Source organism: Streptomyces sp. WAC03905 (genome assembly GCF_057371075.1).
Map to the genome: position 1 here is coordinate 7,227,276 of NZ_JBXYDZ010000003.1, position 23,074 is coordinate 7,250,349.

Sequence of the window (23,074 nt, forward strand, 5' to 3'; positions counted from 1 at the left end):
CAGCGTGTACGCGTGCGGGTCCCCCGCAATCCCGGTGACGCGTTCGCCCACGAAACCACCCCGAACAGGTGATCTCCCCGCCCCCGCACGGCCCTGACCTGCACGCTTCCCGGGCTGTCGGCCCCACCGGGCGCGCCGGGCGTCCCGTATGCGCGCACAGGTCGACCCCGGCACTCCGATGAGGTGCCGGGGCCGAACTGTGCACGTGCCGGCGGATCAGGCGGGGCGGCCGCCGAAGGGGGCGCCGGTGCCGTAGTAGGTCCCCAGCTCCGCCCGGTAGCCGCCGTCGCCGAGGTGCTTGTCCCGGTGGAACTCGGGTGCGTCCTTGATCTGTTCCTTGCTGCGGTCGACGTAGACCTTCTCCTCGGCCGCGTCGATCCGGATCACCGTGCTCGCCGGGAGCAGGACTTCCTTGCCGAAGATCCAGACGCCGGTGTCGACGACGAGATAGGCGTCTCCGACCTCGTCGGAGTGCTTGTCGACCTTGCCGATCGTGCCGTCGGTCGCCTCGACCTTGTAGCCGGTCAGGTCCGTGGCCGTCAGACGGCCGGCGGTCGGCTGGTAGTTCCACACGTTCTCGGTCATGGGAGGGCTCCTCTCGCGTCCTTGCGGTTGCCTGTCCGCCCGTGCCCCTGTTCCGCGGGTTCATTCACCCGCCGGCGGCTACCGCGCGGTCGGCTTACGTGTCGCCGTGCGGTAGAAGTTCAGGGATACCTGGTCCTTCCGGCTGGTCGCCTCCGGGTTCTTGGCCTTCATCTTCCGTTTCTCCGCGGCGGCGTAGCGGGCGTCGCCGACGTTCTTCGCCGGCGGGAGCGGCTTGTCGGACTCGAACAGCTGGGAATGTCCTGCGTCGGCCACGACGAAGGTGTCCCCGTGCATGTTGGCCGGGCTTGCGCCCGCGTCACCGAAGTCCGCCGCGACCAGGATGTGGACGCCCTCGTACGGAGCGGTCCACAGGCTCTCCGCGGCGTTGTCCGAGCAGATTTCGAGCCGGACCTGGACGCCCTTCACCGTGGTCTCGAACGTCTCCCTGCCGATGGTGAAGAAGCCTTCCTTGATCTCCTCCGGTGAACGGTCCGGAGCCCCACCCTCTTCCGGGGCCTCGAAGCGCTTCGTGTAGCTCTTCGGCTCCTGGCCGCCCTGGTAGGCACGCGCGTAGTTGTCGAACACGGTCACGCCGCCGGACCCGTCGACGGCGGGTCCCCGGTCCCAGACCTCCCGCAGCATGTCGGCCGCGTCCTCGGCGTAGTAGTTGCCCGCTTCCGCCTCCTCCTGCAAGCGCGCCCGGCCGGTGCGCTGGTCTTCGCGCGCCTGATCGGCTTCCTGCCCGTCGAGGTCGCGTCGGCGTCCGATGGTTCCCGGCACGACCAGGTAGTTGCTGGGCAGCTTCGCGAGGCGGCCGGCGAGCCACTCGTCCACGCCGGCCGCCTGCTCCGCGCCCAGGAAGTGGGTGTCCTCACCGCTGAAGTAGTACTCCGGCGCGGTGAAGACGTACACGTGCTCGGGGTCGTAGCGCTCGCTCCATTCGAGGAAGGCGGTGTCCAGGGCCTCGCCCAGCAGTTTCTTCTTCTGCTCCAGGTCCACGCCCGACCACTCCGCGCCCCCGCCCATCACCTTGTCCGTGGGGGCCTGGACACTGGCGACGTGGACGCCTGTCCTCTCCGCGCCGATCTCCGCGTCGTGCGGCTCGAACACCTCGCGCTCCCACGGCTCGGTGCGCCCTCGCGCCGCGTCCGCGAGGTCCTTGGCCGCCTGACGGTCCTCCTCCGCCGCGCGCTGCACCCGTACTCCGCCGCCACGGACGGCGTAGCTGCCGGCTTCGGCCTCCGTCATGGGGCGGCCGCCGCTGCCGACGACGTCGCGGACCGCGGAGCGCTGCACCGCGGGCCGCCCGGGGCCGCCGGAGCGCTGGACCATGCGCAGGACGGCCGAGTTCCCGACGGTGCGTTGCAGCCCGAGGACTCCGGGACGGTCGGGCGGTGCGGGCCTGCGGGGCGCTGCGGAGTGCGTGTCCTCGGCCGACGCGCGACCGTGCTTGCGTTCGGGCAACGGAGAATGCCTTCCAGGTGAGCGGATCGTTCCACGGAACCCGCGGGTGCCGCCGTACGGGAGGTCCCTGCGGGCAGTGCCGAGGGCAGTGCCCCGGGCTCCCCGGGCACCCGGTCCGGTGCGTCCCCACCTCATCCGGCTCGTCCGGCTCCTGCCTCGTCCGGCTCCTCCGGCCGGACGATCGCTTTTGCAGCAGAGCTGTCGGTCCAGGAGTCCTCCGTCGCCGCCGCACCCACTGGTCCAGCCCCGTTCGGGCTAGTCCCGTTCCCTCTCTCCATCGGAGGACGCCCTGCACGGGCCCCGTCCGCATCGGGCCCGCGGCATCTGCGGGAACGCGGCAGGGCCCGCCCGAGGTGCACCCCGGGCGGGCCCGCTTCGCGACGACGCTGACTAGAGCGCGTCGTCGCGCAGGTCGCCGCGCACGTCCTGAGCCGGCTCGCGCGAAGGGTTCGGGCGGCCGCGCTCAGGCGACGGGCGGCCCTGCATGTCCTTCGGCGCGCCCTGGCCCTGCCGCTGGCCCCGGCCTTGGCCCTGGTCCGGGTGCCGGCCCTGCTGCTGGCCGCCCTGGTCCGGGCGCTGGCGCTGGAGGTGCTCCTGCTCCTCGCGGCCCTTGCCCGGCTGCTGTCGCTTGTCCTGCATACCGCTCATCACTGCACTCCGTGGTTGGGGGAATGGTGCACCGCCACGCTGCCACCAACCGTCACATACCGCATTATTTGGTGACCGAGTGCGATCGGCCTGCACGTGATCGTTCCGGTCTCACACATCACCAACCCCCACCAGCCCGAGGAGCTCTGCCGTGCTCGAACGCGAAGGCCGCGAAGGCCGTACCGAGGTCACCTTCGTCCTGCCCGCCGACACCCCGCCCGGCCCCGTCAGCGTCGTCGGCGACTTCAACGAGTGGAAGCCCGGCATCCACGAACTGACCCCACGACCCGACGGGACCCGGGCCGTCACGGTCGCCCTTGCCGCCGCGGCCAGTCACTCCTTCCGCTACCTGGCGGCCGGCGACTACTGGTTCAACGACGACAGCGCCGAAGGGCGGCCCGACGGCAACAGCCACCTCGCGACCTGACGCCGTTCGGCCAGGTGGCCCCGGCCGGGCCGCGGTCAGCGTGCCTCGGTGATCATCGGGTGATCGTATCCGCCGCGGCGGCGGGATTCGCCGCCATTGACGTCCGGCCGGCATGGTGACGGCAGGTTGGGTACACGCCTTGCATGAACAGTGCGATGATCTGGGTGTTTCTGCTGGTCGGCGTAGCCGTCGTGGTGTTCCTGCTGGTCGCGTTCTTCCGCGGACGGCGGATCCAGGCACGCGACAGCGGGCCCCTCCACACGGACCGGCCCACCCGCCCCGCCGACCCGCGGCCCGCCCCGGAGACAGGGACCGGGCCCACCGGCCGCGAGGCCGACCCCATGCCGGACCCCGACTCCGGAGACCGCCTCAAGCCCCACGAGCTCAAGGGATACGGGAACTTCGGCACCAAGCCGACCTCCGACGACGACCGCTGACGTCTGGTCAGTGCCCCGGCGGCAGCTCTACCGTGGGGACATGACGGCACACAGCGCGGGGGCGCCCGGCAGCGTCGAGCGGGGCGGGTCGGGGACGACGGATCTGGTGCTGCGCACGGGCGGTGCCTCCTGGCTCACCGTGCCGCGCTCGCTGGTCGGCGCCGCACAGACCGCGCTCGGCGCCTGCCTCGTCGGAATCGCCCTCGTCCTGCCCGTGGCGGTGATCCTGCTCTTCGCCGGCGCCGGCTGGGCCACGGTGTGGGTCGTGGCCTGCTGGACGGTGTCGGCAGCTGCCGCAGCGGGCTTCGTCGGAGCCCTGGCCGCGGCCTGCTTCGGGGTGTACCGGATCAGGTTCTCGGCCGCCGGCGATCCGCCCGGGGTACGGCTGGTGCGCGGCCTGGGGAGCGGTCCGTGGCGCCCGATGGCGGCGTCGGACCGCCTGCGGCTGGAGCAGGAGATCGAGGAGCCGTACGCCGGTGACCCGCGCCCCGCCACCAGCACCCTCACGCTGCGCCTGATCCGGGACGGCTCCGACGACTGCCGGGCGGTCCTCCCGCCGGGCACCGACGCCCGCGACCTCCTCGCGGCGCTGGAACGTGCCCTGGGGCCCGCGGTCCTGCTCGAACTGCACGTCCGGCGCACCACCCGCCCCGCCCCCCGCCGCCGCCCCAGCCGGGGCGGCACCTCGGGCATCGGCATCAGCGGCGCCGGCGGCTACAGCTGCGGCAGCGGCTGCGGCGGGGGCGGAGGCGGCGGCTAGGTCGTGTCGTCGAAGCCCCGGCCGGTCGGCGCCGCCTGGCACCCGCGCTCCCCAGGGCGGGGGCTGCTGGCCGCTGCTCCGTGTTCCACGCGAGTGCGCAGGACAGCTGTGCCCGGCTCCACGACCCTTGGCCGGTGACCGTGCAACCGGACCGGGCGGCGTGGGGCGCCCGGTACCTGGGAGTGGGCCCTCGGTATCTGCTGGGCCGGGGCGGACCCTTTCGTTCGACCGCGACGCCGCACGAGGCCCGTCCCGCCCGGTTGCGAGGTGCAGGACGTATGGTCCTCCCGCACGCAGCCCACACCTGGATACGAGGCCGTGACTCGTCCCGCGCATGAACCGGGACCGGCTCAGGGACGTCCCTGAATCCGAGGGCGCAGGTCGACGGGGCCGACGCATGCCGGTGGACGAGTGGGGGAGGCGCATTTCATGGACGACGGATCCCGCATGCTTCCGGAGCTGACAGGTGACGTCACGTGCGCGCAGGCGCGGGAGACGGCTCGGCGCTTTCTCGACCGCCTGGGGCCCGCGCTGCTCCAGGAGCGGCGGGAGGACGTGCTGACCGTGGTGAGCGAACTGATCGCCAACGCCCGACGCCACGGGGGCGGCGTCACGCACTTCGACATCCGCCTCCATCGCGGTGCGCTCGTGGTAGAGGTGTCCGACCGGTCACCGCACGGGCCGCAGACCCGGCCCTGGGCACCGGGTCAGCCTGGAGGCTTCGGCTGGCGGCTGGTCAAGCAGCTCGCCGACCGCGCGCACGTCCACTTCCACGGTGACGCGAAGACCGTCTACGCCACCTTCTTCACCCGGCCCGGCGGGCCTCCGGCACCTTCCACGGGCACGCCCTGACGCTCAGGCCCTTCCGGCGTCGTCGTCCCGTACGTCGAAGAGGGACAGCGCGCCGGTCATCTCCAACAGGCGGCGCAGTTGCCGCGGCAGCGGCCCCGCCAGCACCAGCGGACCGCTGTTGTGCACCCGGATCAGGACGTTGAGGAAGGAGGAATCGGCGAACGCGACCTGGGAGACGTCGATCACCAGACCCCTCGTATCACCGGCCTCCGGCAGGCAGGCCTCCGCCAGCTGCCCGACCGAGTCCACATCGAACTCTCCGGAGCAGACGACCTCCCTCACCGCGCCCGTCCCCGAGCGGACCGTCACCTTCGGCACCTTCATACGCGCCCTCCAGCCCACGCCCTGCGGGGCGGCCACACCGAACTCTTCACCGGTGACCGTACGGGCTTCACCCCCGAAGTGACACCCCCACCCCCACCTGCACCTCCGAACGGACGCGTCGGCCGGGGTTTGCGGGCGGGGATCGGGAGCAGGAGAGCGGTCACGACCAAGCCGGTACGACCACGAGGAGGTCCCCGATGTCGGGCACGGAGAAGAGCAAGGCGCACGCCGAGCAGGCGAAGGGCAAGGCCAAGGAGGCCCTGGGCCGGGCCGTCGGCAACGAGCGGATGACCGCCGAGGGCGAGGCCGAGCAGGCCAGGGGCAAGGCCCGCCACGCCAAGGAAGACGTCAAGGACGTGTTCCGCCCCTGACCGCGGACCGCACATCCCCGTGACGCACGCCGGGCCCCGACCTCTTCCCCCAGGGTCGGGGCCCAGCCGCGCTGTACGGTAAGCCCCCGGCGATCCGGCGAAGCCCCGGGCTGCGAGGAGCCCCGGCTGAGCTTCCACCCCGACCTGCCCGCCCGGCTGGGGGCGGGCAGACGTGGGTCAGCAGCCGCCGCAGGTGTAGAAGGTGACGTCCCAGTGGTTGCCCTCGTCGGCGTGGACGTTGCCCGCCCCCGACTTCCACTGCGGGGCGCCGTCACTACGTACGCCGATGTAGGTGAAGGTGCTCTTGATGTAGCTCTCGACGCACGCGTACGCGCTGAAGTCGAGCTTGTAGCCGTTCCAGTGCGAGTACGTGCCGCCGGCGTGCCCGGTTTCCGTGCCGCCGGTGATGTTCAGAGCGCAGCCGCTGGCGCTCCTGAGGGTCTGGGCGCCCTTCGCCGTGGTGAGGTTGAGCTGCTCGAAGGAGGTGCAGGTCGGGTTGTTGCGGTCCGAGCAGCCCCGGAGGAGGACCAGGTGATGCCGGAGCCGCGGAACAGGGACGTCGCCGTGGCATGGCTGACCTTGGTGGCCGCGTGGGCCTCGCCCGCCCCGCCGACGACGCCGACGCCGGGGGCGAGCAGCACGCCCACGACGAGGGCGAAAGCGGTGAGGGCGGAGCGGAGCGATGTGCGCCGAGTGCGGCGGCCTGTCGCAGACTGGGGGAGCGTCATGGGCCTTCCTTCGGGTGTTCGGATGTCCGGGCACGGATGGCGGGGCGGGGCGGGGCGGGGAACGGTGGGTGGACCACGGCGGTCTACCCGCGTGGACCACCCGGCGTGCGGCAGGCCCTGCGGATGTCGTCCGGGGTGGGTCAGACGGCGGAGCGGAAGGCGGGCAGGTATCCGCCCGAGTGGCCGGCGGCCGTGGGGTGGTAGCTGTTGGAGACGGGCACCGAGACGCTGTGCAGCCGGGCGGCGCCCGAGCAGATCTCGTGGCCGGTGAATGCGTCCACGACGTGTGCCAGGGGCGCCCTGCCGCGGATGGTGCCGTAGAGGGAGGACAGACTGCCGGGCAGGGTGTTGGTGATCTGCGCGACGGCCTTGTTCACGGCGTTCACGCACGTCGCCGCGCTCTGCAGGACGCAGGTCTGCATGACGTCGGCGAATCCCACGTCGTTCCCGCCGGCGGTGACGCTGACGAGCGTGGTGGAGCTGTTGAGCGGGCTCGGCTGACCGCTCTTGACCGTACCGGTCGTGGCTCCCGAACAGGCGGTGAAGGAGAACGAGGCCGGGGCGTTGGCCACCGCCCACAGGGAGGGGTAGGCCTTGCTGCTGCGCTGACAGCTGCCGCTGTCGGACAGGTAGCTTCCGGCGCCCATCCCCGAGGAGTACGAGTCGCCGAGCGCGACGAAGCGCTCTCCCGCGGCCGGGGTCGCGGAGGCCTCCTGGGCCGGGCCGAGGGTGGTCGCGGTCACCGGGGCGAACCGAGCGGGCAGGCCCCGTCTCCATAATGTCGCGGACATGACAAAAACTCCCTGGAATGTTGTGGGGAAAAGGAGTTGTTGAAGCGTCACACTTCTAGCGGTGCCCGAGCCTCCGGCGATAGGCGTGGGCCATGGTTCGTCACCGGGCGGTCCGGGGTGATGGCGTCCGGACGGCCCGCCGGGCGCCCGGACGCGACAGCCCCGGCAGGACGGGCCCGGATCGCACCGGGCGGACGATGGGCGGGCTCCACATGCGGCGGCCGCGAAGTATGGCGACGCGCCACATGTGCCGTCGACCTGGGCGTTCCTATGGTGTGGCGACACGACGACGTCCCCCGAACCTCTCGGAATGGGTAGCCATGGCCGCCGCAACACCCGCATCCACGAACCCCGGACGACTGACGCGCATCGTCGCAGCGAGCCTGATCGGGACCACCATCGAGTGGTACGACTTCTTCCTCTACGGCTCGGCCGCCGCGCTCGTCTTCAACGAGCTGTTCTTCCCCGACAGCGAACCGCTCGTCGGGACCCTCCTGGCCTTCCTCACCTACGCGATCGGCTTCGCGGCCCGCCCCCTCGGCGGTCTCGTCTTCGGCCACTACGGCGACAAGATCGGCCGCAAGCGGCTCCTCGTCCTCAGCCTGCTCCTCATGGGCGGCGCCACCTTCGCCATGGGCCTGCTGCCCACCCACGCCGACATCGGCGTTGCCGCACCCGTCCTGCTCACCCTCCTGCGCCTGATCCAGGGCTTCGCGCTCGGCGGTGAGTGGGGCGGCGCCGTGCTGCTCGTCTCCGAGCACGGCGACGACCGCAACCGCGGTTTCTGGGCCTCCTGGCCGCAGGCGGGGGCGCCCGGCGGCAACCTGCTGGCCACCGGCGTACTCGCCCTCCTCGCCGCCGTACAGTCCGACGAGGCCTTCCTCGCCTGGGGCTGGCGCATCCCCTTCCTGCTCTCCGGCGTGCTGGTCATGATCGGCCTGTGGATCCGGATCTCCGTCTCGGAGTCCCCCGTCTTCCTGGAGGCCCGGGCCCGGGCGGACCGGCAGGCCGCCGCCGGGGTCAGGGCGAAGGCGCCCGTGACGGAGGTGTTCCGTACGAACTGGCGCGGTGTGCTGACGGCCGTCGGCACGCGCCTCGGCGAGAACATCTCCTACTACGTCATCACCGCGTTCCTCCTCGTCTACGTCACCAGCCACCTCGGGCTGCCCAAGAGCGACGGCCTGAACGCCGTCCTGATCGGCTCCGCCGTCCACTTTGCCGCCATCCCGGCCTGGGGTGCGCTCTCCGACCGCATCGGCCGCCGCCCCGTCACCCTCATCGGCTCGGTCGGCATGATCGGCTGGGCGTTCGCCTTCTTCGCGATGCTGGACTCCGGGTCCTTCCCGGTGATCGTCGCCGCCGTGACCGTCGGACTGCTCCTGCACGGCGCGATGTACGGACCGCAGGCCGCGTTCATCTCCGAGATGTTCGCCACCGAGGTCCGCTACTCCGGTGCCTCGATGGGCTCCCAGCTCGCGTCGATCGTCGGTGGCGCGCTCGCCCCGATCGTCGCCGTGGCCCTCCTCAAGGACTACGACTCCTCCGTGCCCGTCTCGATCTACCTTGGCGCGGCCGCGGCGGTGACCACACTGACCGTCCTGGTCGCGAAGGAGACCCGCGGGCGTAGCCTGACCCGCGAACACGCCCCTGCGGACGGCCCGGTACCGGCTCCGCGCACGACCGGGCCCGCACCGGTGGGGGCCGACGGCTGAACGGGCCGCGGGCCGACGGCTGACCCGGCCGCGGGACGACCGCCGAACCGGACCGGCGGGCGCCGGCCGAAGCGGATCGCGCGCGCCGGCCGACTCCGGCCGCGCGCACCGGTCCCGCCGGTCCGTGCGCGTCCACCACCACGACGGAGAGCGCCCGATGCCCACCACCGGAACCACCGGAACCACCGCGAGCCCCGCATCCGGCCAGGCCGGGAGCGCGCTCCTGTACCTGCGGCACCTGCTGGACCTGCTCGACCGGGGCGCGCCGGCCGAGCAGTTCGCACCGCCCGCCGCGCCGGCCCCCGGCCCGCACCTCGACGAAGGCGACGCGGCGGTGGTGGCGGAAGCCACCCGGGTCGCACTCCGCATCCGCCGCACACTCAGCCAGCACCGCCGCCGCGAGGCCGAACTCGCCGCGCTCTTCGACACCGCCGGAGACCTGGCCCGCCTCAGGGACCTGGACGCCGTGCTCAGAGCCATCGTCCACCGCGCCAAACTGCTCCTCGGTACCGATGTCACCTACCTGTCCCTCAATGACGACGAGGCGGGCGACACCTACATGCGGGTGACCGACGGCTCGGTCTCCGCCGCGTTCCAGCAGGTCAGGCTGGGCATGGGGGAGGGCCTCGGCGGTCTGGTCGCCGAGACGGCCCGCCCCTACTCCACCGGTGACTACCGCGACGACCGGCGCTTCCGCCACACCACGACCATCGACGACGCCGTCACGGAGGAGGGACTGAGGGCCATCCTGGGCGTACCGCTGCGCCTGGGCACCCGGGTGATCGGCGTCCTGTACGCGGCGGACCGCACCACCCGCGCCTTCACGCCCGACGAGGTCGCGCTCCTGTCCTCCCTCGCCGACCACGCCGCCATCGCCATCGACAGCGCCCGCCTGCTCGACGAGACCCGCAGCGCCCTCGTCGACCTCAACGAGGCCTCGCGGACCATCGAGGCGCACAGCGACGCCATGCGGCGTGCCGAGGACGCCCACGACCGGCTGACGGACCTGGTCCTGCGCGGCGCCGACATCACCGACGTCGCCACCGCCATCGGCGCCGTCCTCCAGGGCGGCACCCTGATCCACGACGCCGACGGCGCCGAACTCGCCCGCGCCGCCACCGATGCCGGGCCGCCGCCGCAGTCGGCCGTCGCCGCGTCCCGGGCCGGCGGGCGCGCCGTGCCCGCCGACGGCACCTGGGTGTGCGCGGTCCTGGCCGGCCCCGAACTGCTCGGCAGCATCGCCCTCACCGGCCGCCCCGACCTCGGCGAGGCCGACCGCCGCCTCTTCGAGCGCGCCGGGGTCGTCACGGCTCTGCTGCTGCTCCAGCGGCGCTCGGTCGCCGAGACCGAGGACCGGGTCCGCGGCGAACTCCTCGGCGACCTCCTCACCGGAGCCGCCGACCCCGCCGGCCTGCCCGCACGCGCCCGCCGGGTCGGCGTGAACCTGCACCAGCCGCACGCGGTGTTCGTCCTGCACTCCACCACCGCCCCCCGGCAGCGGCTCCTCACCGCCGCCGCCCGGGTCGCGCACGCCCGCAAGGGCCTGGCCGGCCCGCACCACGACGACGTGGTCCTCGTCCTGCCCGCCGAACAGCCCGGGCCGGCCGCCGCGGGCCTCGCCCGCGACCTGGGCCAGGCCCTCGCCGCCCCCGTCACCGTCGGCGCCGCCGGACCGGTCACCGGCCCCGGGCGGTTCCCCGACGTCCACGCCGAAGCCCTGCGCTGCCGGACCGCCCTGCGCGCGCTGGGCCGGGAGGGATCCGGCGCCGCCCTGGGCGACCTCGGCTTCCTCGGCGTGCTGCTCGGCGACCAGACGGACCTCGGCGGCTACGTGCGCCGGACCCTGGGCCCCGTGCTCGACTACGACGCGCGGCGCGGCACCGAACTCGTCCACACCCTCCGCACCCACTTCGACGCGGGTACGAGCCCGTCCAGGACCGCCGAGGCCCTCCACGTGCACGTCAACACCGTCGTGCAGCGGCTGGAGCGGATCGGCCGGCTGCTCGGCCGCGACTGGCCGCGCCCCGACCGGGCCCTGGAGCTGCAGCTCGCCCTCCAGATCCTGCGCGTACAGGGAGCGGACGCTTCCGGCCCGCCCTCCGCCCCGCCCGCGTGACCCGTTCGCGGCGCAGCCCCCGGGAGGCGGCGACACGTGGCAGGGTGGAAGGCATGTGCGGCCGTTACGTCTCCACCCGTGGTCCCGAGGACCTCTCCGGACTGTTCCGGGCGGCGCCCCCGGATCCGGCGGACGCGCCGGAGCCCAGCTGGAACGTCGCCCCCACCGACGCGGTCTGGGCGGTGCTGGAGCGCGCCGACCGGGAGAGCGGGCTGCTGGAACGCACGCTGCGGCCGCTGCGATGGGGCCTGGTGCCCTCGTGGTCGAAGAGCGCGACGGGCGGCGCGAAGATGATCAACGCGCGGGTGGAGACGGTGCACGAGAAGCCGGCCTACCGCCGCGCCTTCGCCAAGCGCCGCTGCCTGCTGCCGGCGGACGGGTTCTACGAGTGGCAGGCCGTCCCCGCCTCCGCCGGGGCGAAGGCGTACAAGCAGCCGTACTTCATCCGCCCCGAGGACGGCTCGGTCATGGCGATGGCCGGGCTCTACGAGTTCTGGCGCGACCCGGGCGTGGCCGACGACGACGATCCGGCGGCGTGGTGGGCGACCTGCACGATCATCACCACCGAGGCGACCGACGCCGCCGGCCGTGTCCACCCGCGCATGCCGCTCGCACTCGCCCCGGCCGACTACGAGGCCTGGCTCGACCCCTCGCACCAGGACGCGGACGAGCTGCGCGCCCTCCTCGCGGCCCCCGGCGGCGGCCGGCTGGACGTCCGCGCCGTGTCGACGGCGGTCAACAACGTGCGCAACAACGGGCCGCAGCTCCTCGACGACCCCGCGGACCCCGCAGCGGAGTGACACCGGCTCGGCCGCCGCCGCCTCGATCGCGCTGCACGTCACCGTCCCACGGACCGGTTCCGGATCGAACAACGCCGTCCGACCGGCCTTCGTCCTGCCGGATCCGCGCCGCCGCGGTCGGCCAGGGCGGCCGGCACCCCGTGACGGGCCTGCCCGACGCACTGCGCCCCGTGTTCGGCCTCCGGGCGTCACGCGTGCGGACGCCCGGCACGGACCTTCGCCCGACGGGTGGCGGCCGTCGGGCCCGTCCGCGCCAAGTCGACGGTCCCGTCGGCGCCGCAGGACGGACCAAGTCCGTCCTGGCGGCGCTGCACACCCCGGTGACGTGCGGCCCCGAAGGCCTTGGCCGGCTGTACGGCGTACGTGTGGACGCCGCCCGAGGCGCCCAGTACGAGGACGCGCTGCCCGGCCCGGACCCGGCCGACATCGCGCAGGGCGTTGGGGGCGTTGAGGGCGGTGACAGCGGGCGGCCGGTGGCGCGGCGGCAGCGGACGCCGGCCGGGCGCCCTCCTGTTGCCCTCTTCGCGGGAGGCCGGCGCCTGCGCCCGCTCGCCGTCATGCGGCAGCACCACAGCGACCTGCGGGTCTCACGGACCTCATCGGGGCCGGCTCCGGCACCCCGGTCCTCGACCGCACCTTTCCGCACCTGTCGGTCGGCCGAAGTGCCCGACGCCGTCCCGGTACCTGAGGAGCGGTCGGGTTCGCGGGAAGACCGCGATCGCCGTCCGCCCATGAGGCAGGCGGCCGGTCCAGGGTGATGCGGGCCATCACCGGCAGGTGGTCGCTCCGCGTGGCGGGCAGCGTGCGGATGTCGTCGACGACCGCCGAGCGGGCCAGGACCTGGTCGATCCGGGAGACCGGGAAGGACGCGGGCCAGCTGAGGGCGAACCCCCGCCGCGGCCCTCGCGCCCGCGAGGTCACCGGAGCCAGCCCGCGGTCGTCCACGGTGCCGTTGAGGTCACCGAGCACCACCACCCGGTCGACGGGCTCGGCGGCGACCGCCGCGCCCAGCAGCCCCGCGCTCTCGTCCCGCGGCCGCGAGGCGAAGCCGGACGGCCGGATGCGGACCGAGGGCAGGTGCGCGACGTACACGGCGATCTCGCCCTGCGGCGTTCGTACGCCCGCCCGCAGGCCGCGGCTCCAGCCCTCCCCGATCCCCGCCGGCTTGATGTCCAGGTGCCGTGCGCCCGTCAGCGGGTACCTCGACCAGAGGCCGACCGTGCCCTCGACCGCGTGGTGCGGATAGCGGGACGCCAGGGCCTGCGCGTACACCGGCAGGGCGGGGCCGGTCAGCTCCTCCAGGGCGATGAGGTCGGGCGCGGCCCCGGCCAGCGCTGCCGCGGTGCCCGCCGGGTCCGGGTTCTCGTCACTGACGTTGTGCTGGACCACGGTCAGGTCGCCCGGACCGCGGTCCGCCGGAAGGAGCAGCCCGCCGAACTGTCCCGCCCACGCCAGTGCGGGCAGCAGCAGGGCCACCAGGGCGACGGCGGAGCGGCGTACGAGCGCTGCCACGAGCAGCAGCGGAACGGCGAGGCCCAGCCAGGGCAGGAACGCCTCCAGCAGGCTGCCGAGGCGGCCCACCGCATTGGGCACGGCGGAGTGGAACGTCAGCAGGGCGGCGGTCAGTACCGCGAGCGCCGCCAGGACGCGCCCCCGCCCCGCCGCCGGGGCCGCCCGCCACCGCCACCGGCTTCCGCCGCGCGTGCCGTCGCCCCTCTCGCGACCCGCCCGTGTCACCGAAGCCCCGCCCATCCGTCCCGGCCCCCTGCCTTCGCGGAGCATCCAGCCGCTACGACGCGGGATCCGCCGCCCGGGTTCCCGTCCGGACCGGCGCACGCGGCCCGGCAGGTCCGCGGGAGGGCCCGTGCGACAGTGACGGGACCCCCGGCCGCAGGCGGCCGGGCGGGAGGACGGGAGAGCCGCATGGGTGCAGCGAGGGTCGCCGTCGTGACGAGCGCGACCGGACAGGACCAGGACGCCGATCTGCCGCTGCTGCTGGCCGCCCTGCACGCGGCGGGCCTGTCCGCGCAGCCGGTGGCGTGGGACGCGGACCCCCCGCGCGGATGGGCCGGGTACGACCTGGCCGTCATCCGCTCGACGTGGGACTACGTGGGACGCGTCGAGGAGTTCCTGTCCTGGGCCGACGCCGCGGCCCGCGTCACCCGGCTGTGGAACCCCGCACCGCTGGTGCGCTGGAACAGCGACAAGCGCTACCTGCTCGACCTCGCCGCGCGCGGGGTCCCCGTGGTGCCCACGCGCCGCATCGCACCCGGCGACACCTACGCCAGGGAGGACTTCGACGGGGCGCACGGAGTGGTCGTCAAACCGTCCGTCTCCGCGGGAGCACGGGACACCGCCCGCTATGCGCCCGGCCGCGGGGCCGACGCCGAACGACACGCCCGCATGCTGCTCGAACAGGGCCGCACCGCGCTGGTCCAGCCGTACATGCCGCTGGTGGAGGAGGGGGAGCGGGCCCTGGTCTTCATCGCCGGGTCCTTCAGCCACGCGATCCGCAAACAGGCCCTGCTGACGGTGCCGGGGGAGATGGACAACTCCCGCGTGGCGCACCCCGGGGCGGCGCCGCACACGCCGACCGAAGCGGAGCTGCGGACGGCGAGGGCGGCGCTCGCGGCGGCTCCCACCCCGGGCGAACCGCTGTTCGCCCGGGTGGACCTCGTCCTGGACGCGGCCGGGGGTCCGGTGCTCATGGAACTGGAACTCATCGAGCCGAACCTGTTCCTGGGCCTCGACCCGGGCGGGCCGGACCGGCTCGCCCGGGCGGTGGCGGAGGCGGCCCGCGGAGCGACGGCCCGGGGAGTGCCGTCGGAGTCCCGTCGGCCAGGGGGCACCTCCCAGCGGTAGCTGGGGGAGGACCTGGGCGACACCCCCGTCGGCCGCCGCCCGTCGGCCGACAGGTCATCCGCCCGCTACGACGTCCTGCACGCACCCCGCATCCGCCGCCGGCGCAGCAGCAGGCCCACGCCCGCTCCCAGCAGGGCGGTCGCCGCCACACCCGCCGTGGTCCACCAGACGGCGGCACCCTCGGTACCGGAGGCCGCCTGCGACCCGGACGGAGCCGGAGCGGGGGACGGCGAAGCCGCCGGGCCCGCCGCGGCGTCGGAACCGGAGGCGGAGGCGGGGTTCGGGGCCGAGACGGCCGGGGTGCCGCCGGTCGCGGAGTCCGCCGTCCCGGTGGCCGTGGTCCCCGCGCCGGTGGTCGGAGCCGGGTCCACCACGGGCACGCCGACTTCGAGTTCACCCTTGCCGAGCGCGGGGAAACCCACCTCGACGCTGACCTTCCACGAACCCGGCGGCAGGGCCTCGGCCGTGGTCCAGCCGGCGGGCGCCGCCGCCGGGTCGCGGACCAGGCGCCAGGGGCCCATCGTGCGGGAGCCGTCGGGGCTGACCGCGTTCACGGTCGCGGCGACCGTCTCGTCGACGGCGTCCCCGTCGTTCTCCCAGGTGATGTCGGCGGTGACGTGGCCGGCGCGTTGTCCGGTCACCACCACCTTCAAGGTGTCCCCGTGGGCGTGGGCCGCAGCGGGGACCAGGAACATGAGACCGAGTGCGGCCAGGGTGGCGGAGAGAGCGATTCGTATGCGCATCGTCGGGGTGCTCCGGTCGAGATGAGGGGAAACCGGCGGACGGCCGCACGGGGGGCGGCCGTCCGCCGGGGCGGGATCACGGCGTCACGGGGTGGTCCCGGTGCCGGGGCGCGGGGGGCGCTCCGGCACCGGGCGTGGCGGCAGTGCTCAGCCGGACTTCTGGAGGGTCCAGGCCTGCGCCGCGCGGCCGTCCGCGCGCTGCAGGTCGAGCAGCCAGTTCCCGTAGTAGGGGCGGTTGCTGACGGTGAGGGCGAAGCCGCCGCTCGGGTCCGTCACGGTGACCGCGCCGGCGCGGGACGTCAGCTTCCAGGCCTGCGCGGCGTTGTTCTTGTCGCAGGGCTGCTGGGAGACCCACATGCCCGCGGCGGGTGCGCCGCCCGGCTGGAGGCACTTCCCGGAGGCCGCGGACCGGATACGGACCTGACCGCTGCCCGCGTCGTCGAAGTACCACTGCTGCTGGGCATAGCCGTTGGCGCGGCCTCCGACGAGGACGGTGCCGTCGGCGGTGCGGCCGCCCCACACCTCGGCCGCCATGCCGGTGCTGCCGTTGCCGAGCGTGTAGCGGCTGCCCGGGGTGGTGGCCCCGCCGCCGGCGCCGGTCGTACGGAACGTCGCGGCCTTGCCGGGGCCGGTGTCGCGGCCGGAGCCGTCACGGGCGGACACGGTCACCGTGTACGAGGTGTTGGGCTGGAGGTTGTAGATGCGCAGCACCTGCGACTGGACCCAGGCCAGGTGCTTGCCGTTCAGCATCACCTGGTACCAGGCGGTGCCCTCGACCTTCGGCCAGCTCACCACGACGGAGGTGGACTGGATCTGGGCCGCCGTCGCCGTCGGGCCGCCGGTGGGCTTCTTCGTCGGCGTGGGCGAGGGCTTCTTGGTGGGCGTCGGGGACGGGTTGGGACCCGGGTCCGTGCCGCCGCCACCGCCCTTGGTCTTCATCAGGAACTGGTTGTCCGCGATGTTCCAGTGCGTGGCCAGGTAGCTGCCGGCCTTGGGACTGGTGTGGAAGTAGTCGTCGTGGTTGCAGTCCAGGATGTTCTCGGACGCCTGGTTGGTGCAGACGTTGCGCATCTGCGGGTAGTACGGGGTGTCCGAGTAGCACATGACGTCGTACTCGTCGGTGCAGTGCGCGCCGCGGCTGGTGTTCGGGGCGCTGTTGTTGACGGCGCCCAGGTTGTGGCCCAGCTCGTGCGCGGCGGTGTGACCGCCCCAGCAGCCCGAGTCGGTGCGTCCGTAGGACGGGCCGAAATTGCTCTGGTTGGCCTGGCCGGGACGCTCGTCGCCCGCGAAGGTGCCGATGCCGCAGTAGACCTGGCTGTCGGCGAAGATCATGTACTTGCGGTCGCGGCGGTCGAGGCCCTTGGCGGCGAGCGCGTTGTTGGTCGCGCTGAACTCGGCCAGGGCATTGGCCGGGAAGCTCGATGTTGAGCACCGTGGGGGTGCAGTCCGCGGCGGTCACGTAGCGGATGTGCCGGACGCCGCCGGTCTCCTTGGCGCTCGCCGAGTAGATGAGGTCGGCGTCGGCCGCCCACTTGCGGAACGAGGCGACGTACTCGGAGTAGCGGTCCTTGCCCGGGGCGTGGACGTACACGACCTGCACGCGGTTGCCGGTGCTGCCGTCGCCGTCGCACTGGACGGTCTGGCCGGCGGGGCCCGCTGCGACGGCCTGGCCGCCCTCGGCGGCGGCGGGCGCGGGCGCGGTGGCCTTGGTGGCGGCGGCGTCGGCCGCGGGCGCGTCCTGAGGACGCCCGCCGCCTTCCTTGGAGGCCGGGTCGTCGGTGGAGGGCTTGGCCGGATCGGCCGCGGGGGCCGTCTCCTTGACTGCCGGCGCGATCTCCTTCGTGATGTCGACGCCCTTCGGCGGGGCGTCGGGGCCGTGGGTGCACAGCCCGTCCCCGGTGCGGTAGACGCCGACGCAGCGGTCACCCTTGGGCGCGGGCTGCAGGCCGTCGTACACCATGCCGCGCGCGTTCTCGTTCGCGGGCGCGGCGGAAAGGGGTTCCGGCTCCTGGTCCCGGGCGGGGGCGGCGGCCGGAGCGGAGGCGGCGGCCTCGACGGATCCGGCGGCCTGGGCACCGTCGCCGAGCCCGGAGTAGGCGATGCCCGCGGCGATCACCGCCCCCGCTGCCACGGCGGCGGTGGCGAGTATCAAACGCCGGGGTTTGCGGCGGTGATCGGTTGCAGTGCGTCTGCGACGTCCTGTCATGGGCACCTCAAATCGTTGTCGTACTTGTGGGGTGCGCGGAAGCCTGCCAGACGATTGCTGCGGAGAATTCGGACAAACGGGGGCGTGGTCCGGGAAATCATTCCGTTACCTGTCGGCATGATTTGACGAACACTCAACTTGCCATAAATAAAACGGAGTTACGCGCGTCGCGCGGGAAAGGTCCAGTCCTTTCGGGGTGGGTTGTTATCAAATCGAGATACGATGCGGAAGCTTGTTGACGGGAATTCAGTCAGGAATTCACCTAATTACTACCTGCCGAATTCTCTCCGTCACGAGCGGTGAGGGTCGGCGGCGCCGCTTCGGGTCCGACGGTCCGTCGCCTCCCGTACGCGCACGGGAGGTTGCCGTACGGGGGCTTGCCGGAACCCGCCCGGTCGCGCGGAAAGCGGCGACCACCGCCCGCAGTCGGGCCGGGTCCGGTGCCTGACCGGGGTACGGGTCCCGGCGCCCGGCGGCGCCCGCGGCTCGCGCGTTGCCTCGTCGGGGCCGCTGCCGGTTCGGGGCCGTCCCCGCTGCTGAACCAGGAGTCCAGCGTCCGAACCCGCCCGTACGCGCCGTAGTCGGCCATGCCGATCACCTGTCCGTCGCCCCGGTTCTCCACCGTGAACACGGCCGACTCCCGTGGGTCGAGCCTGAGCATGCTGTCGAACCCGAACCCGAACCCGAACCCGACCGCTTCCGCCGTGACGGGCCCGAAGCACGGGTCGCCGACGGCGGCCCAGCGCACCACGTGGGGGTCCGCCCCCACCACGCACCGGGTTTTCGGCGGGGTCAGCGGTGGCGGCGGAGCAGCTCCAGGGTGGTGAAGACCGCGGCACCGAGGGTGATGTGCATGAGGGTCAGGGCCACGACGGTCCCGCCGTCCGCGTCGGCCGACAACGGGCCGGCGACCGACAGGAGCGCCAGACCCGTGCCCACGTACTGCGCGATCCGCAGGAAGACCGGCTTCCACAGGGCCAGCAGCAGGGCGGCGCCCGCCCCTGCGACCAGCGGGACGACGGACGAACCGATCACGCCTCCGACCGTGATCGGGTGTTCCGCGCCGGCGTCCATGACGACGAGCGAGGCACCGGCGAGCCCGGCGACGGCGAAGACGACCAGATTGACCACCGCCGCCCCGACCGCGCCGGCGAGGAGCACCTTCCACCGGCCGAACCCGGAACGGCGGGCGGAGGGCGCGGCGGCCGCGGCCGCGGAAGAGCCGGAGTCCCGAAGAGCACTGTGCGACATGAGAGTTCCCCCAACGTAGGGCGTACCCGGCTCCGATGCGGCCGCGGCACACCCAGAAGCCTCCGACCTCAACCCCACTCGAGGTCAAGCCCCCCCGCCGCCCCGTGCAGGAGGCGATGTGCCCCGGAGCCGACGGGCCCGGCTACGGCACCAGGAACGCGCGGAGGTCGGTGATCGTGTAGCCGTCGGCCTCGGCGGCGTCGATGATCAGGGGGAGGGCCTCGGCATCGAGGACGATGCCGTCGCCGCTGCTGCCGACGTGCATCTGGATGATTGCGCCGGGGGTCAGGGCGTCGATGGCGCGCCGGGCGGCGGCCTCCACGGTCATGCCGCCCCGCGGGCCGAGGTAGCCGTTGGTGTCGGCGGTGAATTCGATCGCCGCGTACCCCAGGTCGTTGACGTCGGCGACGGAGTCCGCGGTCGTCGCGCTGTAGGGGAAGCGGAAGAACGGCAACGGCTCCGTGCCCGACGCCGCCCGGATCGCCGCGTCGGCGCGGCGTACCTCCTCCACCCGCTGCGCCGTGCCGAGGTCCTCGAAGGAGGGGTGGCTGTACGAGTGGTTGCCCAGGCCGTGCGCCGCGCCGATCGCGCGGACCGCGCCCGGGTGCGCGTCGGCGAAGGCGCCGGTCGGGAAGAAAGTGGCCGGCAGCGCACGCTGCCGCAACTCCGCGAGGACGGTGTCGATCCCCGCCTCGTCCCAGGCGGCGTTGAAGGTGAGCGCCACGACCTTGCGGGACGTGGGCAACCGCCGGATCTCGTCGCCGAGCAGCGAGGCCGGCGGGCGCGGACCGGAGGGTGGGGCCGTACCCTCCGTGACAGCCGCGCCGGAGGCCCCGGCCGTACCGTTCGCGGCGCGGGCGCCCGAGCACGGGCCGAGCCCTGCCGCGAGCAGCGCCGCCAGGGCGGCGCGTCGTCCGATGTCTACCACGGTCGCTCCCTCCGGCGCGGCGCGTCGCCACGGGCCTGGCACGACTATGCGACGGCACCCACCGGCGCGGGCGCAGCCCCGGCCGTGCAGCCGGGTGAACCCTCGCCTCAGGGCCTGCGGCGCAGGTGCGTCGTCAGGTGGTGCTGGAGGGGCCGGCCCACGGCGGCCATGTCGTGAACGACCGTCATCCCACCCTCCTGGACGGTGTAGCGGCGCCGCGTGCCGGTGACCTCCTTGGCCAGCGGTGTCAGGGAGACGTCCTTGGTCTCGATCTCGAACTTCGTACCGGACGCCCGCCCCACGTAGGTCTCGACGATGCCGGTGGGGTGGGCGAGCACGACCTCCAGGGAGGCGTCGGGCGTCACCCGCCACCACCCCGCCTCGCGCCCGGCCGGCCGGACCGGCGCCCCGGCCGCGTCGATCAGCCATGCCCGGGCCTCGTAGCGCAGGAACGGGCGTCCGTCGTGGCTGAAGGTGACCTCCTGCGCGTAGCGGAAGTCCTCCTCCAGCGTCGGGTACTCGCCGTGGCCGCGGCCGTGCCAGCGCCCCAGCAGCGGCAGCACCGGCTCCAGCAGCGGATGCGGGTCCGGACCCTCGCCGAGGACGTGGCTGTCGGGGTACGGATTCTCCTGCACCGACTCGAACATGTTCACCCTGCCTGCCCACCTGTCTGCGGAAGGCCCCGCCGGAAGGAAGCGGAACCCGCAGCAGCATAGGCGGTGCACCCCGCCCCGCTCCCGAAGCCGAAGCCGAAGCCAGGAGCGGGACGGGACGGAGCAGGGCGGGGCGGGTCACCGGCCGGGCAGGGCCCCCGCGACCGAGGCCGGTACCGGCGCCAGACCGGCCGGCCGGGTGGTGAAGACGCCCCGGCCCTGGGTCCGGCCCCGCAGCCGGGACGCGTACCCGAACAGCTCGGCCAGCGGTACGGCAGCCGTGATCACCGCGGTGCCGGCTTCGGCGGCCTGGCCCGAGACCCGTCCGCGGCGGGCCGCGAGGTCACCCAGCACACCCCCGACGCCGTCCTCCGGGACGCTCACCGTGACCTCCACCACCGGCTCCAGCAGCTCCATCTCGCTGAGCCGCAGCGCCTCGCGCAGCCCGAACCGGCCCGCCGCCCGGAACGCCATCTCCGAGGAGTCCTTGGAGTGCGTCGCCCCGTCGGTGAGCGTGACGCGCAGCCCCGTCACCGGGTACCCGCCGAGCGGGCCCCCGGTGAGCGCGTCCCGGCAGCCGGCCTCCACGGCCCGCGCGTACTCCTGCGGGACGCGGCCGCCGACGACCGTCGAGCGGAACTCGAAGACCGGCTCCTCCAGCGCTTCGACGTCCAGCACGACGTGCGCGAACTGGCCCGCGCCACCGTCCTGTTTGACGTGCCGGTGGACCAGGCCGGTCACCCCGCGCACGACCGTCTCCCGGTACGAGACCTGCGGGCGGCCCACGACGACCTCCACCCCGTGGCCGCTGCGGATCTTCTCCACCGCGACCTCCAGGTGCAGTTCGCCCAGCCCCGACAGCACGGTCTGCCCCGTCTCCGGGTCGGTCCGCACCACCAGCGACGGGTCCTCCTCCGCCAGCCGCGCCAGCGCCGTTGCCAGCCGGCCGGTGTCGGCGTTCCGGCGGGCCTCGACCGCCACCGACACCACCGGCTCGGCCACCGTGGGCGGTTCGAGCAGCAGGGGCGCACCCGGCGCGCACAGGGTCGTACCCGCCCGGGCGGACTTGAGCCCGATCACGGCGACGATGTCACCGGCCACCGCTTCCTCCCTGTCCTCGTGCCGGTCGGCCTGGACCCGCAGGATCCGGCCCACCCGCTCCGTACGGCCCGTGGCCGCGTCCAGTACCGTCCCGCCCTTGTGCAACGTGCCGGAGTAGACCCGCAGGTGGGTGAGCCGTCCGGTCGGCGTCGCCGTCACCTTGAAGGCGAGGGCCGCGAACGGCTCCGTCGGATCGGGGGCGCGCTCCTGCTCCGCCCCGTCCGCGGCGCCGCGGACGGGCGGCATGTCGGCGGGCGCCGGCAGGTACGCGACGACCGCGTCCAGCAGCGGTTCGATCCCGCGGTTGCGGTACGCCGAACCGCACAGCACCACCACGCCGTCCCCGCGCAGCGTCAGCTCCCGCAGGGCCCTCGCCAGCGTCCCGTCGCTCAGCGCGGAGTCCGCGCAGAACTCCTCCAGGGCCCCGGCGTGCAGCTCGGCCACCGTCTCCTCCAGCAGCCTGCGCCGCAGGCCGGCCTCCTCCCGCAGCGGGCCGGGGACCGGCCCCGCCTCGAAGGCGGCGGACCCGGCCGTCCAGCGCAGCGCGCGCAGGGTGACGAGGTCGACGACGCCGGTGAAGGCGTCCTCCTGACCGATGGGCAGCTGCACCACCAGGGGCACGACGCCCAGGCGGCGGCGGATCGACGCGACCGCGGCGTCGAGGTCGGCGCCCGCCCGGTCCAGCTTGTTGACGAAGGCGATCCGCGGCACGCCGTGCCGGTCGGCCTGCCGCCACACCGTTTCGCTCTGCGGCTCCACCCCGGCGACGGCGTCGAACACGGCGACGGCGCCGTCGAGCACCCGCAGGGAGCGTTCGACCTCGTCGGAGAAGTCGACGTGTCCGGGTGTGTCGATCAGGTTGACGTGGTGCCCGTCCCAGGTGCAGCTCACGGCCGCGGCGAAGATGGTGATGCCGCGGTCGCGTTCCTGCGGGTCGTAGTCGGTGACGGTCGTGCCGTGGTGCACCTCGCCCCGCTTGTGGATGGCGCCGGCCGCGAACAGGATCCGTTCGGTGATGGTGGTCTTGCCGGCATCCACATGGGCAAGGATGCCCAGATTGCGGACCGCGGTGAGGGAAGTGGTGCTGAGGGGGCGTCCGTTGGCGCGCATGGCCCGGGGCCTTTCGAGCGAGGAGATGAAGGGGGCGGCGCGAATCCCCTGACGACGGCCCGTCACCCACCCGACCGGCGGCCGCGGACGCCTGACCACCCCGGTGATGGATCCGGGCGGGCGGTGGCGTGCGTACGGCGGGCGGCGGGGGAGGGGGACGGGAGCCTAGAAATGCGTCAGAGGCATGCGGTGACGGCCGCGCAGC

General features: G+C 73.7%; 21 protein-coding genes and 2 pseudogenes. 9 read left to right on the forward strand and 14 right to left on the reverse strand.

Annotated elements, in window-relative coordinates:
* Positions 1-216: 216 nt before the first annotated feature.
* The 3 genes from AC2RP6_RS35180 to AC2RP6_RS35190 all read right to left on the reverse strand — a co-directional run bounded on the left by AC2RP6_RS35180 (position 217) and on the right by AC2RP6_RS35190 (position 2,697).
* Positions 217-585 carry a PRC-barrel domain-containing protein gene (locus tag AC2RP6_RS35180; RefSeq protein ID WP_486449870.1) on the reverse strand — a complete coding sequence of 123 codons (369 nt, stop codon included), beginning with the start codon at positions 583-585 and terminating at the stop codon, positions 217-219.
* Positions 586-663: 78 nt separating this feature from the next.
* The gene (locus AC2RP6_RS35185; RefSeq protein WP_486449871.1) at positions 664-2,049 is read right to left on the reverse strand and encodes a DUF4157 domain-containing protein; all 1,386 of its coding nucleotides are present in this window, start codon (positions 2,047-2,049) and stop codon (positions 664-666) included.
* 390 nt (positions 2,050-2,439) lie between these two features.
* Positions 2,440-2,697, reverse strand: a complete 258-nt coding sequence (locus AC2RP6_RS35190; RefSeq protein WP_486449872.1) for a hypothetical protein — start codon at positions 2,695-2,697, stop codon at positions 2,440-2,442.
* Between the two features lie 151 nt (positions 2,698-2,848).
* On the opposite strand from AC2RP6_RS35190, the gene AC2RP6_RS35195 reads away from it, so the two are divergent.
* The 4 genes from AC2RP6_RS35195 to AC2RP6_RS35210 all read left to right on the forward strand — a co-directional run bounded on the left by AC2RP6_RS35195 (position 2,849) and on the right by AC2RP6_RS35210 (position 5,173).
* Positions 2,849-3,124 carry an early set domain-containing protein gene (locus AC2RP6_RS35195; protein WP_486449873.1) on the forward strand — a complete coding sequence of 92 codons (276 nt, stop codon included), beginning with the start codon at positions 2,849-2,851 and terminating at the stop codon, positions 3,122-3,124.
* Between the two features lie 155 nt (positions 3,125-3,279).
* Entirely contained in the window at positions 3,280-3,561 is a 282-nt protein-coding gene (locus AC2RP6_RS35200; protein WP_486449874.1) for a DUF6479 family protein, read from the forward strand.
* Between the two features lie 40 nt (positions 3,562-3,601).
* Positions 3,602-4,321, forward strand: coding sequence for a hypothetical protein (locus AC2RP6_RS35205; RefSeq protein ID WP_486449875.1), 720 nt, complete (start codon positions 3,602-3,604; stop codon positions 4,319-4,321).
* Positions 4,322-4,750: 429 nt separating this feature from the next.
* Entirely contained in the window at positions 4,751-5,173 is a 423-nt protein-coding gene (locus AC2RP6_RS35210; protein WP_486449876.1) for an ATP-binding protein, read from the forward strand.
* A 3-nt stretch (positions 5,174-5,176) separates the two neighbouring features.
* On the opposite strand, the gene AC2RP6_RS35215 is transcribed toward AC2RP6_RS35210, so the two are convergent.
* Positions 5,177-5,497, reverse strand: coding sequence for an STAS domain-containing protein (locus AC2RP6_RS35215; protein WP_486449877.1), 321 nt, complete (start codon positions 5,495-5,497; stop codon positions 5,177-5,179).
* A 197-nt stretch (positions 5,498-5,694) separates the two neighbouring features.
* Between AC2RP6_RS35215 and AC2RP6_RS35220 the strand changes: the two genes are divergently transcribed.
* Positions 5,695-5,868: a CsbD family protein gene (locus tag AC2RP6_RS35220; RefSeq protein ID WP_486444947.1), complete on the forward strand. Its 174-nt coding sequence runs from the start codon at positions 5,695-5,697 to the stop codon at positions 5,866-5,868.
* Positions 5,869-6,045: 177 nt separating this feature from the next.
* Here the strand turns inward: AC2RP6_RS35220 and AC2RP6_RS35225 are convergent.
* Both AC2RP6_RS35225 and AC2RP6_RS35230 read right to left on the reverse strand, forming a co-directional pair.
* A pseudogene (locus AC2RP6_RS35225) lies at positions 6,046-6,596 on the reverse strand (hypothetical protein).
* Between the two features lie 140 nt (positions 6,597-6,736).
* Positions 6,737-7,387, reverse strand: a complete 651-nt coding sequence (locus AC2RP6_RS35230) for an SGNH/GDSL hydrolase family protein (RefSeq protein ID WP_486449878.1) — start codon at positions 7,385-7,387, stop codon at positions 6,737-6,739.
* A 320-nt stretch (positions 7,388-7,707) separates the two neighbouring features.
* On the opposite strand from AC2RP6_RS35230, the gene AC2RP6_RS35235 reads away from it, so the two are divergent.
* The 3 genes from AC2RP6_RS35235 (at position 7,708) to AC2RP6_RS35245 (ending at position 12,015) form a co-directional block, all read left to right on the forward strand.
* Positions 7,708-9,099, forward strand: a complete 1,392-nt coding sequence (locus AC2RP6_RS35235) for an MFS transporter (RefSeq protein ID WP_486449879.1) — start codon at positions 7,708-7,710, stop codon at positions 9,097-9,099.
* Between the two features lie 157 nt (positions 9,100-9,256).
* Complete coding sequence (locus AC2RP6_RS35240; RefSeq protein WP_486449880.1) at positions 9,257-11,215, forward strand: helix-turn-helix domain-containing protein; 1,959 nt, start codon at positions 9,257-9,259, stop codon at positions 11,213-11,215.
* A 53-nt stretch (positions 11,216-11,268) separates the two neighbouring features.
* Entirely contained in the window at positions 11,269-12,015 is a 747-nt protein-coding gene (locus tag AC2RP6_RS35245; RefSeq protein WP_486449881.1) for an SOS response-associated peptidase, read from the forward strand.
* A 188-nt stretch (positions 12,016-12,203) separates the two neighbouring features.
* Here the strand turns inward: AC2RP6_RS35245 and AC2RP6_RS35250 are convergent, their stop codons facing one another.
* Together AC2RP6_RS35250 and AC2RP6_RS35255 are read right to left on the reverse strand one after the other, a co-directional pair.
* Positions 12,204-12,584 (reverse strand): hypothetical protein, encoded by a 381-nt coding sequence (locus AC2RP6_RS35250; RefSeq protein ID WP_486449882.1) that lies wholly within the window; start codon positions 12,582-12,584, stop codon positions 12,204-12,206.
* A gap of 184 nt (positions 12,585-12,768) precedes the next feature.
* Positions 12,769-13,797: pseudogene (locus AC2RP6_RS35255) on the reverse strand (endonuclease/exonuclease/phosphatase family protein); the annotation flags it as partial.
* A gap of 141 nt (positions 13,798-13,938) precedes the next feature.
* On the opposite strand from AC2RP6_RS35255, the gene AC2RP6_RS35260 reads away from it, so the two are divergent.
* Entirely contained in the window at positions 13,939-14,877 is a 939-nt protein-coding gene (locus tag AC2RP6_RS35260) for an ATP-grasp domain-containing protein (RefSeq protein ID WP_486449883.1), read from the forward strand.
* Positions 14,878-14,942: 65 nt separating this feature from the next.
* On the opposite strand, the gene AC2RP6_RS35265 is transcribed toward AC2RP6_RS35260, so the two are convergent.
* The 6 genes from AC2RP6_RS35265 to fusA all read right to left on the reverse strand — a co-directional run bounded on the left by AC2RP6_RS35265 (position 14,943) and on the right by fusA (position 22,869).
* Positions 14,943-15,620: a hypothetical protein gene (locus AC2RP6_RS35265; protein WP_486449884.1), complete on the reverse strand. Its 678-nt coding sequence runs from the start codon at positions 15,618-15,620 to the stop codon at positions 14,943-14,945.
* A 147-nt stretch (positions 15,621-15,767) separates the two neighbouring features.
* Positions 15,768-16,952, reverse strand: a complete 1,185-nt coding sequence (locus AC2RP6_RS35270) for an RICIN domain-containing protein (RefSeq protein WP_486449885.1) — start codon at positions 16,950-16,952, stop codon at positions 15,768-15,770.
* 1,666 nt (positions 16,953-18,618) lie between these two features.
* Positions 18,619-19,077 (reverse strand): DUF6069 family protein, encoded by a 459-nt coding sequence (locus AC2RP6_RS35275; protein ID WP_486449886.1) that lies wholly within the window; start codon positions 19,075-19,077, stop codon positions 18,619-18,621.
* Positions 19,078-19,219: 142 nt separating this feature from the next.
* The gene (locus tag AC2RP6_RS35280) at positions 19,220-20,005 is read right to left on the reverse strand and encodes a polysaccharide deacetylase family protein (protein ID WP_486449887.1); all 786 of its coding nucleotides are present in this window, start codon (positions 20,003-20,005) and stop codon (positions 19,220-19,222) included.
* A gap of 107 nt (positions 20,006-20,112) precedes the next feature.
* Positions 20,113-20,652 carry a heme-binding beta-barrel domain-containing protein gene (locus AC2RP6_RS35285; protein WP_486450559.1) on the reverse strand — a complete coding sequence of 180 codons (540 nt, stop codon included), beginning with the start codon at positions 20,650-20,652 and terminating at the stop codon, positions 20,113-20,115.
* 144 nt (positions 20,653-20,796) lie between these two features.
* Positions 20,797-22,869: an elongation factor G gene (fusA, locus tag AC2RP6_RS35290; protein ID WP_486449888.1), complete on the reverse strand. Its 2,073-nt coding sequence runs from the start codon at positions 22,867-22,869 to the stop codon at positions 20,797-20,799.
* Between the last annotated feature and the right edge of the window lie 205 nt (positions 22,870-23,074).

What these genes read in the sequence shown, in the direction of transcription:
- AC2RP6_RS35180 (WP_486449870.1), bottom strand. Translation starts at nt 585, where the DNA reads ATGACCGAGAACGTGTGGAACTACCAGCCGACCGCCGGCCGTCTGACG.
- AC2RP6_RS35190 (WP_486449872.1), bottom strand. Translation starts at nt 2,697, where the DNA reads ATGAGCGGTATGCAGGACAAGCGACAGCAGCCGGGCAAGGGCCGCGAG.
- AC2RP6_RS35200 (WP_486449874.1), top strand. Translation starts at nt 3,280, where the DNA reads ATGATCTGGGTGTTTCTGCTGGTCGGCGTAGCCGTCGTGGTGTTCCTG.
- AC2RP6_RS35205 (WP_486449875.1), top strand. Translation starts at nt 3,602, where the DNA reads ATGACGGCACACAGCGCGGGGGCGCCCGGCAGCGTCGAGCGGGGCGGG.
- AC2RP6_RS35210 (WP_486449876.1), top strand. Translation starts at nt 4,751, where the DNA reads ATGGACGACGGATCCCGCATGCTTCCGGAGCTGACAGGTGACGTCACG.
- AC2RP6_RS35215 (WP_486449877.1), bottom strand. Translation starts at nt 5,497, where the DNA reads ATGAAGGTGCCGAAGGTGACGGTCCGCTCGGGGACGGGCGCGGTGAGG.
- AC2RP6_RS35220 (WP_486444947.1), top strand. Translation starts at nt 5,695, where the DNA reads ATGTCGGGCACGGAGAAGAGCAAGGCGCACGCCGAGCAGGCGAAGGGC.
- AC2RP6_RS35230 (WP_486449878.1), bottom strand. Translation starts at nt 7,387, where the DNA reads ATGTCCGCGACATTATGGAGACGGGGCCTGCCCGCTCGGTTCGCCCCG.
- AC2RP6_RS35235 (WP_486449879.1), top strand. Translation starts at nt 7,708, where the DNA reads ATGGCCGCCGCAACACCCGCATCCACGAACCCCGGACGACTGACGCGC.
- AC2RP6_RS35240 (WP_486449880.1), top strand. Translation starts at nt 9,257, where the DNA reads ATGCCCACCACCGGAACCACCGGAACCACCGCGAGCCCCGCATCCGGC.
- AC2RP6_RS35245 (WP_486449881.1), top strand. Translation starts at nt 11,269, where the DNA reads ATGTGCGGCCGTTACGTCTCCACCCGTGGTCCCGAGGACCTCTCCGGA.
- AC2RP6_RS35260 (WP_486449883.1), top strand. Translation starts at nt 13,939, where the DNA reads ATGGGTGCAGCGAGGGTCGCCGTCGTGACGAGCGCGACCGGACAGGAC.
- AC2RP6_RS35265 (WP_486449884.1), bottom strand. Translation starts at nt 15,620, where the DNA reads ATGCGCATACGAATCGCTCTCTCCGCCACCCTGGCCGCACTCGGTCTC.
- AC2RP6_RS35270 (WP_486449885.1), bottom strand. Translation starts at nt 16,952, where the DNA reads ATGATCTTCGCCGACAGCCAGGTCTACTGCGGCATCGGCACCTTCGCG.
- AC2RP6_RS35275 (WP_486449886.1), bottom strand. Translation starts at nt 19,077, where the DNA reads ATGTCGCACAGTGCTCTTCGGGACTCCGGCTCTTCCGCGGCCGCGGCC.
- AC2RP6_RS35285 (WP_486450559.1), bottom strand. Translation starts at nt 20,652, where the DNA reads ATGTTCGAGTCGGTGCAGGAGAATCCGTACCCCGACAGCCACGTCCTC.
- fusA (WP_486449888.1), bottom strand. Translation starts at nt 22,869, where the DNA reads ATGCGCGCCAACGGACGCCCCCTCAGCACCACTTCCCTCACCGCGGTC.